The following is a 12,811-nucleotide window of genomic DNA, read 5'->3' as shown; positions in this document are numbered from 1 at the left end:
TTTAACCCGCAGAAGATGACATGTCTCATAAGGTTAATACACCTGATCCGAATAATTGATTATTAGTTCCGTTAAAACACCTCAACAGGTTTTTAATGTTTGACCATATTTCAGGCCATAAGGCCTGCTGTAATGAAATACTGGAGAGAATTATGAAGATAATCGACGTGATGAAAAAAAACACTTTAACTCTGGCCTGCTCTATGATGAGCTTATTGCCGTTAAGTTTTCCTGCTCTGGCGATTACTGACGGTGAGCTCGATGGCGACAACCATCCGGCGGTAGTGATGCTGTTGATGGAGGCCGGCGGTGTTCCGGTTGGCCGCTGTAGTGCGACTTTATTGTCGCCAACTGTCGTGCTTACCGCCGGCCACTGTACCGGGGAGCCGGGAGATTTTTCCGGAATGCGGGTATTTATCGAGTCTAATGTTGATGAAGGTAATAACTATTACCCCAACAAGGGACCTAACAGTGTTGAAGCGGTCAGTTGGGCATCACATCCAAGCTTTAGCCATGCGGTTTTTGCCCGTTATGATGTAGGTGTGGTGATCTTACAAGAACCCGGGGTCGTGCTTGACTCCTATCCCAGCTTGCCAGAAGCAGATCAATTGGATGAACTTACCCATCGTCGCGGTCAGCAAGAGAGCTCATTTACTGCCGTCGGTTATGGCCTGCAGCAAATAAACCCGGTGTTTATGGAGGCCAACCGGGTGCGCATGTTTGCCACCCCGCATCTGGTGAAAATAAACCGCCTGGGGGCTAAAAACGACTTTTCTATGTTGCTCTCCAATAACCGCAGTACCGGCGGGGTATGTTTTGGTGACTCAGGAGGGCCTAATTTTCTCGGGCAGAGCAGTGTTATTGCTGGTGTAACTTCTTTTGGTAAAAATGGCAATTGTGCCGGGACTGGCGGGGTGTTCCGCCTGGATCGCATCAATGTACTCAATTTTATTGAAAGTTACCTTTAACGGCCAGACTGGCACTGGGATTGATATATTGGTGTGAGCGGGACTAAGCCGTAGATATGTTTTAGTCCTGGTTCATTCCTTTGCAGCATAAAAAACCAGCAAACTTAGTTTGCTGGTTTTTTGTGTTTAGCGATAAAGTGAAGTTGCCTGCAGCTTAAGATGGAAGTAGGGCAACTTTTAATCGTTGCTTAATTTACCGGGCCATCAGCATGAACTAATGGCTTAAGCCGACTTTAGTACCGCTTGCTCATAACTGGCAATATAAGACACCAGATCCAATACCTTGTTGGAATAACCGATTTCGTTATCATACCAGGAAACCAGTTTCACAAAGCTGTCGGTTAAAGCAATACCGGCTTTGGCATCAAAATAGGAGGTACAGGTTTCGCCAACAAAGTCATTGGAGACGACCTGATCTTCGGTATAACCTAAAATGCCTTTGAGTTCACCCAGAGAAGCTTTTTCCATGGCATCGCAGATTTCCTGGTAGCTGGCCGGTTTTTTCAGGTTGACGGTTAAATCAACCACGGAAACATTCGGGGTAGGGACCCTGAATGCCATACCGGTGAGTTTACCGTTAAGCTCGGGAATAACCTTACCCACGGCTTTCGCTGCGCCGGTTGAAGAAGGAATAATGTTTTGGCCAGCACCGCGGCCGCCGCGCCAGTCTTTAGCCGAAGGGCTGTCGACGGTTTTTTGTGTGGCTGTAGTGGCATGGACTGTGGTCATCAGGCCGTCGGCGATACCCCAGTTATCATTTAATACTTTGGCAATTGGCGCCAAACAGTTGGTGGTACAGGAAGCATTGGAAACAATATCTTCACCCTGGTAGCTGTCAAGGTTAACACCACAAACAAACATCGGCGTATCATCTTTGGACGGGGCAGACATGACCACTTTCTTGGCGCCGGCTTCGATGTGCTTGCGGGCAGCTTCATCGGTGAGGAAGAGGCCGGTAGATTCTACCACGACTTCGGCATTGATCTCGTTCCACTTTAATGCCGCCGGATCGCGCTCTGCGGTGACCCTGACAGTTTTACCGTTAACCACCAAATTACCGTCAACCACGTCTACTGTGCCATTAAAGCGGCCATGGGTTGAATCATATTTCAACATATATGCCATATAATCGACATCGATTAAATCATTGATACCAACAACTTCAATATCGTTACGTAATGCTGCTGCTCTGAAGACAAAACGACCTATGCGGCCAAAACCATTGATGCCTACTTTAATAGTCATAATAAACTCCGGTAAATATTTTATGTAGTAAAATTACATCATTTTTAAGAAACTGCAAGTAAAAGATCATCTTTTAGCTGTTTTGAATCAATTTTTAAGCATTAATTACGTATGATTACTATATTATAGGTGTTTTATTGGTTTTATCGCGGTAATTTTGTAGGATTTACACCATTTTGCGTGTTACAATGACGCTCAATTTAAATCGGAGCCCCTGGCTTCTTCATCTTTCACAGTTGGAATAAATTGATGACACGAGATACGGTTTTGTGTGACATAGGCTTTATCGGCCTGGGTGTAATGGGTAAGAACCTGGTGCTTAACCTGGCAGATAATGGCTATAAAATTGCGGCGTTTGATTTAAGCAGCGAAAAAGTAAATGATGTTATTTTACAGGATCAGCAAGAAAATAACTCAGATATCCCCCGGGTTCATGGCTGCTCCTCTTATACCGAACTTCTCTCCCAGTTAAAACCTCCCCACCTCATTGTCTTATCCGTACCCGCCGGCGCTCCTGTTGACCAAGTTTGTGAAAACCTGATCGGTGCAGGCATAGGCGCGGATGATATCGTTATTGATACCGGTAACAGCTTATGGATGGATACCGTTGCCCGTGAGCAAAAGTATAAAAATAACTTTATCCTGTTTTCGTCGGCAGTTTCCGGCGGGGAAGTGGGGGCGCGTTTCGGGCCTGCATTAATGCCCAGTGGTTCTGCGTATGCCTGGACCCGGATAAAACCTATCTGGGAAGCGATTTCCGCGAAAGTGGATCCGCACACCGGCAAGCCGCTGGAGCGTACCAAGCCCGGACAAGTGATCAATGAAGGCGATCCCTGCGCCGCCTATATCGGGCCTGCCGGTGCCGGTCATTATGTGAAAATGGTCCACAACGGCATTGAATATGCGGACATGCAGATCATCGGTGAAGCCTATCATATCCTGCGCTCCGGCCTGGGATTATCTACCGATGACATTGCCGATATTTTTGAAAAATGGCACCAGGGTCCGCTGGACAGTTATTTAATGGAAATCACGGTGGAAGTTTTGCGTCAGAAGTCTTCTGATACCGGCACTTCCCTGGTTGACCTTATTCTGGATAAAGCCGGACAAAAAGGGACCGGTTTATGGACCGCGGTCAGCAGTTTGGAAGTAGGTTGCCCTGCGCCGACTATTTCTCAGGCGGTTTATGCCCGATCTATTTCTTCTTTTAAAGATTTTCGCGTTCAAGCGGCTCAGAAGTTATCCGGGCCACAAGCGGTATCTTTTACCGCAGAAGAGCAAACGGCCTTTATCGATCGTTTGCATGATGCCATCTACAGCGCGAAAATTTGTGTTTATGCCCAGGGCTTCCAGTTAATGAAACTGGCGGCAAAAGAGCATAACTGGACCCTGAACTTTGCCAGTATCGCCAAAATATGGCGGGCCGGCTGTATTATCCGCGCCGTTTTCCTGCAGCCGATCACCGAGGCATTTGAGCGCAATGAAGACTTGGACAACTTGCTGCTGGATGACTTTTTTGCCGGGCAGTTAAATGAACATCAGGGTAACTGGCGAAAATCGGTAGCTGATGCCACTTTGCTCGGTATTCCTGTCGGTGCCCTGTCTTCGGCGTTATCTTATTATGATTCGATGCGGGCAGAAGTGTTACCGGCGAATTTATTACAGGGACAAAGGGACTTCTTTGGTGCTCATACGTTTGAGCGGGTAGATAAGCCGGCAGGGAAAAAATACCATGTGCAGTGGTCTTCGCCGGAGCGTAAAACCGTAGAAATACCGCCGGTGCAAAAATAAGGCACTAGCCGGGTAAAAACATGTTTTAGTAAAAAGGCACTTCACTTTAGTGAAGTGCCTTTTTATATACAGGATGTATGGTATGGCGCAAAGCAGGGATGATTAGAATTGCCGGTAACAGCAAGGGGCGAGCAAAATACTCAGCCCTTGAGGTTGGGGGAGTGAAATTCTCCGGCTTTAATTTTATCTAAGGTGGTATCGGCCACCTGGTCGAGAAAATCACTGTCGAGCTGGAATGCCTCCTGGTAGTTCTTCAGCGACTTCTCCGTTAAATCGGTATCTTCGGGATCATAGAGCCTCATGATCTTCAACCAGATATAAGCTTGTTTGTATTCTTTTTTATCGGTGAAAATTGTGGTGAGGGATTTAAATATTTCACTGTCGATAACATCTCCCGCCTGGTATAACTCCAGGGCGTGGAATAACAGGTTCAGGGTCTTGTCCGGATCTCGCTTGGCATAATAGGTGGCTAGATTTAATTGCGATGCCGGTGTTTCCAGCTCAGGGCTGCCTTCGAGTCTGAGAAATTTTTCCAGCGAGCGCTCGTTTAAATAACGGGTCCAGTGAAAATACAGCAGCTGAGGGTGCTCTGAAGCAGCGGTTTCCTGCGAAAGCTGTTCAATTCTTTCTTTGGCCTTGATGTAATTGTTGATTCTGACGGTTTTCTTTTCTTTTAATTTAATATGCTCGATTTGTGAGGCAAAACTGACGCATTCCGCGTAGTTCTCATAGGCGATCAATAAATTATATTTATGTTGATCGCTGGGACTGTCCTGTAAATCTGCACCGGCAAAAATTGTTTGGGTGCGCTCCTTTTTACACCAGTTATCTTCCTTAAACTCCTGACAAATCAAGGGGTGAGAATCACATACTTGAGCTAAATTAGGGCCTTTATCACAGGCAGATAAGGCCAAAGCGCTAATTGCAGCTAATAGGTGTAATTTCATTCTTTTTCCAATATAAAGAGATAAATAATTCTGTAACCAGTGGCGTAAGCTTTCATACTCGACTACAATAGGCGCCGCTTTAAGGTATCCACTAGTATTATTTCGTAAAATAACACTGGTGCCCATATATTATATTAACTTTATTGATAATAGACTATCGTTCAATCGACTGAAATAAAAAGGTTTATGCAATGACTTCTCATCTTGAGGAAAAATATCAGACTAGCTGGCAAGAACGTCAAACATTTGCTGAAAATATGCAACCCATTATCGGGCAACTCTTCAGAAATAAAGGCATAGAAGTATCGGTTTATGGTCGCCCTCTGGTAAATGCTTCTGCTATTGATATTATCAAGGCCCACAAATCTGTGGCTTTACATGAAGAAAGCAAATTACGTTTGCGTGAAAGTTTTCCCTTTGTTGAAGCCCTAAGTAAAATGCAATTATCGCCGGCGCGCATCGATGTCGGTAAGCTGGCTTATCGTTATTTATTTTGCGGCGGCGCCAATGGCCTGTCAATTGAACAATATCTTGAAAAAGAATTAGCCGATATCGGTGCTAAAGAGCAGCCGTCACAAGATGTTGTGTTATACGGTTTTGGCCGTATCGGACGTTTATTGGCCCGTTTATTAATTGAACGTGCCGGTCCAAGTGCCAAGATGAATCTACGTGCTATTGTCATTCGTCCGGGTAAAGAAGATGACCTGGAAAAGCGTGCCAGCCTGTTACGTCGTGACTCGGTACACGGCGCATTCAACGGCAGCATCACCATAGATAAAGAAAACAATGTCATTAAAGCCAACGGCGCTTTCATTAAAGTGATTTATGCCAAATCGCCAGCGGACATTGATTACACTGAGTACGGCATTAACAATGCTTTAGTGGTTGATAACACCGGGATCTGGAGTGACAGAGAAGGTTTAGGTCAGCATCTGCAATCAAAAGGCGTATCAAAAGTCTTATTGACGGCACCGGCTAAGGATGATATCAAAAACATCGTTTACGGCGTAAACCATGACATGATTTTGCCCGAAGACAGAATTGTTTCCGCCGCCAGCTGTACCACCAATGCCATTACTCCGGTATTAAAAGCGGTTAATGATAAGTTTGGTATCCGCAATGGTCACGTTGAAACCATTCACTCTTATACTAATGACCAAAACCTGATCGATAACTATCACAAAGCACCAAGACGTGGCCGCAGTGCGCCGCTGAACATGGTGATCAGCACCACGGGCGCGGCTAAAGCGGTATCAAAAGCCCTGCCTGAGCTTAAAGGTTTGTTAACCGGTAATGCTATCAGGGTGCCGACCCCGAATGTCTCTATGGCGATCATGAACCTGAATTTAAAAGAAGCTACCGATAAAGACGGTCTAAATGATTACCTGCGCTACATTTCATTAGCTTCAGATATGCAAAACCAGGTGGATTATACCGCCTCTAATGAAATCGTTTCTACCGACCTGGTTGGCTCTCGTTATGCCGGTGTTGTTGACTCGCAGGCCACTATTGTGGATGAAGATCGTGCGGTACTGTATGTGTGGTACGATAATGAGTTTGGTTACAGCTGCCAGGTTGTGCGTGTTATGCATGAAATGGCCGGTATTTATGTGCCGACTTTACCAATGAAATAAGCATTTTGCTTGTTTTGATGAAAAGGCGCTTTATGCGCCTTTTTTTATGCCTGTATTTTATGTTTGTAATATAGCAGGGCAGAGTCAAGGACAGGATACTACTAGTTAGAGTATGGCTTTCACGGGGAGATGATAACCAAGTCAAAAAAGATCAAAATAAAATTAAAGAAAATATTTTCCTGGCCGATAATATAGTGAATATCTTTTTTGACGCTGTTAGGCCAAGGAGAAACTATGTCGATTTCAATTAATGGATCAAGCCCCGGGTTACAGGCAAATATGACCAATTCCGTGACTGAAGCAAAAACCGAAGCTAAGGTGGCTTCACTTGCTAAAACTCAACAGGAGCTGGAAGGGCATATGGTGAATACTTTGCTTGATTCCAGCGCACAAACTGCCGCGCCAAGCGCAGCACCCGGTGTCGGACAAAGTATTAATATCAAAGTTTAATTTCCGCCATATTGTAAAAATTAACGGGCAGACAGGGTATTTCCTCTGCCCTGATATCATTTTGAATCGCGGCAAAGCTGCCGTTATTTTCCTTACCCTGTAAAAGCAATCAGTGAGTCTCGGCGCCGCTGTCGTTAATGTCGGGATAAATGTGGCGTGAACTTTACTGTTATTGTTGCTTTTTATTTACGATAAAGTTAATAATAAGCCATAAACGGTTTTCAGCCAGAGTATGCACCTGTCTTTAAAATGCCTCTTAACCGTGATAGCTTAGTAGTATATCTGTTACTGCAGTGTTATTATTGAGCCGTTGAAGAAGGGATCTTTAACCGCTTTATTTACTTAACCAAGTTGTTGAGCAGCGTATGTAGAAATAAGACAATGATGCAGCTTTGTTCGTTGTTTTATCTTGATGGAAAATTGGTTACAAATGGATGTAGCCTTATGTATTAAAAGGGAGTTTTAATGTCTAATTTTGATCCGTACACTAGCCGCAGACCCAGCATTACTTTCCTTTCTTATAACGAAAAACCTTCGTTTAGTCTCGGGTGCGCCCACGAGCTCTTTACCAATAATATCGCGAATGTCGCCAATTGGTATGATTCTGACGTGCAATTGTGGACCTCCTGCATCAGCAACTCCGGCGCCAAGCAGCGTTTGTTTGAACGCGACTCTGTGTTGATTTCCGATGCTATCCTGCCGTTATGCGTTGAAGAGCAGCCTTTACTGGAATTGATCGTAGATTTGTATCAAAGCGGGAAAAGGTTGATCGCTTTTGGCACCGCTATAGACCTGTTGGCGAAGACAGGGTTGTTGGACGGGAAAACCGTTGCTACCGATCCCCGTTATATCGACGAGCAGCTGGAGCAGTATCCGGCGGTAAACTTCAATGCCGAGATGTTATTTAGCGGCGAGGACAATATTTATTGTGCGCCTTCGTCGGTAGCGGCGTTAAAACTAGGGATCCATTTGATCAGCCTGGACTTTGACCAGGTCACGGCGACTAAGGTGGCTAAAATATTATCTGTGCCGGCTATCCAGCTGAAAAACCCGCCGAAATTAACTAAGTCCTCCAATGCCAAGGGCATTAAAAGGTTATTGCTGGCGATGGAATGGGCGGAGAAAAACTTAAGTAAAATCGATAGCCTGGATCAGCTGGCCAATAAGGCTTTTATGTCCAGGAGAAGTTTTGATCGCCAGTTCCGCGCTTCTTTTAACCAAAGTCCGAAGGAATGGCTCACGGCAAAACGTTTGTCTTTGGCGATCAGTTATCTTGAAGGCGGCGAACTTTGTATTGAAGAAATTGCCGGGGTATCCGGTTTTGGCAGTGCGGTGAATTTCCGTAACAATTTCCGCAACAATATGGGGATTTCACCGACGGAATACCGCTCGACTTTCTCCAGCCAAATGGTGAAAAGCGCATAAACTCAGTTCAGTAACAAGGCGCCTGAGTTTGGCTCAGGCGCCTTTTTTTGTTCTTTTTATTGCCGTCCTTTTTAAAGCGACTAAATACAACGTGCCGGTTTAGGTAAACCGGCATATTTGGTAGCCTGCTTTGCCGGTCCTTCGGGAAATAACCGGTATAAATAGCGGCTGTTGGCTTTCTCTTCTCCGAATTGTTCTTTCATTGCTTTGGTCAGGGCGCGAATGGCCGGGGAAGTATTGTATTTTAAATAGAATTCGCGTACGAAACGGATTACTTCCCAGTGGGCCGGGGTGAGTTCCAAGCCGTCCTGTTCGGCAAGTACCGGTGCCAGGGCTTCGCTCCAGTCCTGGTGCGCCAGCAAATAGCCCTGTTCGTCTGTATTGATGGTTTTATCTTCAAAAATTATGCTCATTGCCAGGTCACCACACTGTTGTTGTTAAAGGTAAGGTGTACAAGTTCTGTCATGGAAATACCTGTTATGGTTTCGGGTAAGGTGACAGCCCTGGCCTGTGCATGGCAGGTCACTACTGCTATTTTTTGGGGGAATAATTTTTCTTGCGCTGTTATCAGCAGGGGATGGTGCAGGTTATAGCAGGCATCATCGAGTAATACCAGGTGATCACCCGGTGTTAACACCCCGATACATTGTAAAAAGTCTGAGCTTTTAAATTGTGAGCTGCGCACCAGATGTAAAATGGACATAATAAGCTCCCGGTTAAAATCTGAAGATGACCTGAAAACCGGCCAGGGTTTGTGCAAACTGCGCCGGTTCAAGTACTGTGGTGTTTTCAATATGGAACTGGCCGATTAATCCCCTGTCTTTGAGGGATTGCGCGCAGACATATACCTGTTCGATATCGTAAAACTCAAAAGCCGAAAAGGTTTTCAGGTAATTTTTCTGGCTGATTAATTCCGGGTTTTGTCTGTCGGTAAGCTGATAGACGCCATCTCCCATAAAGAAGAGGGCGATGTTCTGCTCATAAGAGCCAAAAATCAAGGCTGTATCCAGAGCATCCTTACCTGCGGGAGATGAAAACGGCGCCTGTGAGTTGATAATGGCGACCGTTTTATTCTGTTTATCTGTCATAGCTGTATCACCCGGTCTGCTTTATCTGTCAGTTCAACCAGTTCGCCGAGTCCGGAAACCGTAAACAGCGGATTGATATTTGTTGGCGTGATATCGTCGCGCAGGCCGCGTTTTTCTGCGGCAGTAATGCACAGGTGAAGAGGCAGCTGGTATTGCTGATGCAATTGCTGCCACTTATCTACCGCCTGAAATTCATCGCTGGCGACACTGAGGTTGGCATCTGCGTGTAAAACGCCGTCCTGATAAAAAAAGATACCGATAAGCTCGATACCGGCTTTAAGGGCGCTTTCAACATAATCCAGCGCCGTTACCGTCAGGTTACTGTAAGGGGGGGTTGTGATCACAACCGCAAGTTTTTGTCCCACAAAAATTCACTTATAAAGATACTTCCCCAACCGGGTATTAACGCCTGATCATGTTGAGGCGGATGTTGCGTGATGGGGCTGTGTTTTCAATTGACGTTATTGTACTTAAAAATGAAACGTTTCTGTATAACTAAGTTAACTCTTTTGCGGGCAGGAATACCTTGATGATGTTCTTTGTTTTAGGTGGGAGCAAAAGACTGCTGAACCTAAACTTCTTTACTTTATGACTTGCTTTTACCGCAAAATACTTTTCTCCCTGAACATAAAAAAGCCCCGACTGGCGGGGCTTTCAATTTGTTTGTAATGCTAAACTGGCTTATTAGTCGTCGTTCAGGGCGCCTAACAGGTGCAGCAAGCTAGTGAAGATATTATAAATATTCAGGTAAAGTGATACGGTTGCGCGGATGTAGTTGCGCTCGCCGCCGTGAATGATACGACTGGTATCAAACAAGATCAAACCTGACATGATCAGGATAATCGCTGAGCTGATTGCCAGAGACAATGCCGGGATAGCGAAAAAGATGTTGGCGATGCTGGCAATGATGGCCACGATCAGACCCACCATTAAAAAACCACCCATAAAAGAGAAGTCTTTTTTAGTGGTCAGGGCATAAGCCGACAGCGAGAAGAAAATTAACGCTGTACCGCCAAGAGCCTGCATGATTAACGAGCCGCCGTTAGGCATGGCTGCATACATATTAAGCATCGGCCCTAAAGAAGCGCCCATCAAACCGGTGAAAGCAAAGATCCAGAAAATTCCGTTGGCTTTATCCGCCTGTTTATGAACGACAAACAATAAACCAAAAGCCACTAAGGTCATCACCAGGGCGGCAATATGAGATAATCCCATTGCCATTGAAATACCAGCGGTGACCGCACTGAAGGCCAATGTCATCGACAGCAGCATATAGGTATTACGTAATACCTTATTAATTTCCAGTGCTGAGCTTTGACTTGCCGCATTTAAACTCATATTTGATTGCATAAACTTTCCTTTAAGAACTCAGTTATAGTTTTTAGATAAGGGCTGTTTGGTGAAGTTCAAGTCTACATTGTAGATATTTAACTATTCAACACCAGCTTGTTAGCTCTCTCTAAAGCCTTGTGACATATTATGGCACGAAGATAATGGAATTGCTATTCCTTGTTTTGTTGTTAACTATCAATCGTTTAGTTTATATCCTCCAAGATCTGCTTTCGCCGAAAACAATCCATACTGTGATCATTGACCATGCCGCAGGCCTGCATATGGGCATAACAGGTGGTCGAGCCGATAAATTTAAAGCCGCGTTTTTTTAAATCTTTACTAAAGGCATCGGACTCTGGCGAGGTGGCGGGGTAGTCGGATAATGCCTTGAACTGGTTTACCTTGGGCTTATGGTCGACAAATTGCCACATATAGTTGCTGAAACTGCCGAATGCTTGCTGGATCTCAAGAAATCTTTGCGCATTATTCACCGCTGCCTGAATTTTTAGTTTGTTTCTGATGATCTTGTCATTTTGCATCAGCGCCTCTATTTGCTGCTGGCTGAATTTGGCCACCGCTTTGACATTAAAGTCGGCAAATGCCTGGCGATAACCCTGGCGCCTTTTTAAAATACTGTACCAGCTCAGTCCCGCCTGGGCGCTTTCCAGGGTCAGGTACTCGAATAATTTATTATCATCATAAACAGGTACCCCCCATTCTTCATCATGATATTGAACATAGTCGGGCTTACTTGTGTCTAACCAGGGGCAACGACAAAGCTGGGGAGCGGACATTTTTTCTCCTTTAACGGATGAACTTGGGTTAAATCCATGCAAAATGATTAATTATTTAGCAAATGAACAGCTTTGTTAAATTAATACTTTACAAGCCTTTTATGACACTTTAATATTCGCTCCGTCTTCAGGCAAGCATTGCTTGCAGACATACGGAGAGATGGCTGAGTGGTCGAAAGCACCGGTCTTGAAAACCGGCAAGGGTTTGTAGCCCTTCTAGGGTTCAAATCCCTATCTCTCCGCCATTTTTTAGTTTGTAGGTGTTTTTTATCTGCAAACCGCTTATTTTTTTGATAAGCAACAGTTTATGGTGAGATGGCTGAGTGGTCGAAAGCACCGGTCTTGAAAACCGGCAAGGGTTTGTAGCCCTTCTAGAGTTCAAATCTCTATCTCACCGCCACATTAAGTCTTGTGTTAGTCTTTATGACGAATATAAGCAGCAAGGAAAACTGGAATAAGTTTTCTTGTATAGATGCTCTTATTGGAGCATCTTTAAACGTTCAATGGTGAGATGGCTGAGTGGTCGAAAGCACCGGTCTTGAAAACCGGCAAGGGTTTGTAGCCCTTCTAGAGTTCAAATCTCTATCTCACCGCCACATTAAGTCTTGTGTTAGTCTTTATGACGAGCATAAGCAACAAGGAAAGCCGGAATCAGTTTTTCTTGTATAGATGCTCTTATTGGAGCATCTTTAAACGTTCAATGGTGAGATGGCTGAGTGGTCGAAAGCACCGGTCTTGAAAACCGGCAAGGGTTTGTAGCCCTTCTAGAGTTCAAATCTCTATCTCACCGCCACATTATAAAGCCCGCTCATTAGCGGGCTTTTTTCTTTCTTTTGTCTGTGTGCTTTCCCTTTGATTGACCTTATTCTTTAGCTGTTATTATCCCTTTGGCTGGATTAATACCAATTGCATTAAGTAAATGACCAAAATTCGGTGAGGATAAATTTTCAAGAAATCCCTTTATCGTTCCAGACTAAAGCTAAGCACCTGCATCCATGCAGGCGAGGCGTTTGATTGAGCAATAGCAGGCTATTGTGATTGAAAACAACGCAGGACTTGGAGGTTTAGACCATCCGAAGATGGTTAGATAGTTAATAAAATTGCTATAACACCATAAGCAGTAAAGCTTCTATTGTT

The 12,811-nt window shown here is 44.8% G+C and carries 13 protein-coding genes and 4 tRNA genes; 9 read left to right on the top strand and 8 right to left on the bottom strand.

Annotated features, from left to right (window positions below; genetic code table 11):
* The first annotated feature begins 152 nt into the window (after positions 1-152).
* Positions 153-968: a S1 family peptidase gene (locus SG35_RS16115; RefSeq protein WP_201777759.1), complete on the top strand. Its 816-nt coding sequence runs from the start codon at positions 153-155 to the stop codon at positions 966-968.
* A 222-nt stretch (positions 969-1,190) separates the two neighbouring features.
* Here SG35_RS16115 and gap read toward each other — a convergent pair whose 3' ends face one another.
* Positions 1,191-2,213, bottom strand: a complete 1,023-nt coding sequence (gene gap, locus SG35_RS16110) for a type I glyceraldehyde-3-phosphate dehydrogenase (RefSeq protein ID WP_044831404.1) — start codon at positions 2,211-2,213, stop codon at positions 1,191-1,193.
* A 249-nt stretch (positions 2,214-2,462) separates the two neighbouring features.
* Between gap and gndA the strand changes: the two genes are divergently transcribed.
* Entirely contained in the window at positions 2,463-4,004 is a 1,542-nt protein-coding gene (gene gndA / locus SG35_RS16105; RefSeq protein WP_044831405.1) for an NADP-dependent phosphogluconate dehydrogenase, read from the top strand.
* A gap of 140 nt (positions 4,005-4,144) precedes the next feature.
* Here the strand turns inward: gndA and SG35_RS16100 are convergent, their stop codons facing one another.
* Entirely contained in the window at positions 4,145-4,951 is an 807-nt protein-coding gene (locus SG35_RS16100) for a DUF2989 domain-containing protein (protein ID WP_044831406.1), read from the bottom strand.
* A 191-nt stretch (positions 4,952-5,142) separates the two neighbouring features.
* Here SG35_RS16100 and SG35_RS16095 point away from each other — a divergent pair, with 191 nt between their 5' ends.
* From SG35_RS16095 to SG35_RS16085, 3 genes are all read left to right on the top strand, one after another.
* Complete coding sequence (locus tag SG35_RS16095; RefSeq protein ID WP_044831407.1) at positions 5,143-6,585, top strand: glyceraldehyde-3-phosphate dehydrogenase; 1,443 nt, start codon at positions 5,143-5,145, stop codon at positions 6,583-6,585.
* A gap of 234 nt (positions 6,586-6,819) precedes the next feature.
* Positions 6,820-7,035, top strand: coding sequence for a hypothetical protein (locus SG35_RS16090; protein ID WP_152646508.1), 216 nt, complete (start codon positions 6,820-6,822; stop codon positions 7,033-7,035).
* Positions 7,036-7,500: 465 nt separating this feature from the next.
* Positions 7,501-8,460: a GlxA family transcriptional regulator gene (locus SG35_RS16085; RefSeq protein ID WP_053042841.1), complete on the top strand. Its 960-nt coding sequence runs from the start codon at positions 7,501-7,503 to the stop codon at positions 8,458-8,460.
* Between the two features lie 80 nt (positions 8,461-8,540).
* On the opposite strand, the gene SG35_RS16080 is transcribed toward SG35_RS16085, so the two are convergent.
* The 6 genes from SG35_RS16080 to SG35_RS16055 all read right to left on the bottom strand — a co-directional run bounded on the left by SG35_RS16080 (position 8,541) and on the right by SG35_RS16055 (position 11,674).
* Positions 8,541-8,873, bottom strand: a complete 333-nt coding sequence (locus SG35_RS16080) for a TusE/DsrC/DsvC family sulfur relay protein (RefSeq protein WP_044831408.1) — start codon at positions 8,871-8,873, stop codon at positions 8,541-8,543.
* On the bottom strand, positions 8,870-9,163 hold the full coding sequence (gene tusB / locus SG35_RS16075; protein ID WP_044831409.1) for a sulfurtransferase complex subunit TusB: 294 nt from the start codon (positions 9,161-9,163) through the stop codon (positions 8,870-8,872). The genes SG35_RS16080 and tusB overlap by 4 nt, the downstream gene beginning before the upstream one ends.
* Before the next feature lie 13 nt (positions 9,164-9,176).
* A complete protein-coding gene (gene tusC, locus SG35_RS16070) occupies positions 9,177-9,548 on the bottom strand; it encodes a sulfurtransferase complex subunit TusC (RefSeq protein ID WP_044831410.1) in 372 nt (123 codons plus the stop codon).
* Positions 9,545-9,913: a sulfurtransferase complex subunit TusD gene (gene tusD / locus SG35_RS16065; RefSeq protein ID WP_044831411.1), complete on the bottom strand. Its 369-nt coding sequence runs from the start codon at positions 9,911-9,913 to the stop codon at positions 9,545-9,547. Before tusD ends, tusC begins: the two co-directional genes overlap by 4 nt.
* Before the next feature lie 319 nt (positions 9,914-10,232).
* The gene (locus tag SG35_RS16060) at positions 10,233-10,898 is read right to left on the bottom strand and encodes a Bax inhibitor-1/YccA family protein (RefSeq protein ID WP_152646509.1); all 666 of its coding nucleotides are present in this window, start codon (positions 10,896-10,898) and stop codon (positions 10,233-10,235) included.
* A gap of 185 nt (positions 10,899-11,083) precedes the next feature.
* Complete coding sequence (locus tag SG35_RS16055; protein WP_044831412.1) at positions 11,084-11,674, bottom strand: DNA-3-methyladenine glycosylase I; 591 nt, start codon at positions 11,672-11,674, stop codon at positions 11,084-11,086.
* Between the two features lie 154 nt (positions 11,675-11,828).
* Between SG35_RS16055 and SG35_RS16050 the strand changes: the two genes are divergently transcribed.
* The 4 genes from SG35_RS16050 (at position 11,829) to SG35_RS16035 (ending at position 12,467) form a co-directional block, all read left to right on the top strand.
* A tRNA-Ser gene (locus SG35_RS16050) sits at positions 11,829-11,919 on the top strand.
* A 64-nt stretch (positions 11,920-11,983) separates the two neighbouring features.
* Positions 11,984-12,074 (top strand) — tRNA-Ser (locus tag SG35_RS16045).
* Between the two features lie 105 nt (positions 12,075-12,179).
* Positions 12,180-12,270, top strand: a tRNA-Ser gene (locus SG35_RS16040).
* A 106-nt stretch (positions 12,271-12,376) separates the two neighbouring features.
* Positions 12,377-12,467 (top strand) — tRNA-Ser (locus SG35_RS16035).
* The last annotated feature ends 344 nt before the right edge of the window (positions 12,468-12,811 follow it).

Source organism: Thalassomonas actiniarum (assembly GCF_000948975.2).
GTDB lineage: Bacteria > Pseudomonadota > Gammaproteobacteria > Enterobacterales > Alteromonadaceae > Thalassomonas > Thalassomonas actiniarum.
The sequence above is the reverse complement of the archived record's forward strand: the minus strand, read 5'-3'. Positions and strand labels throughout refer to the sequence as shown.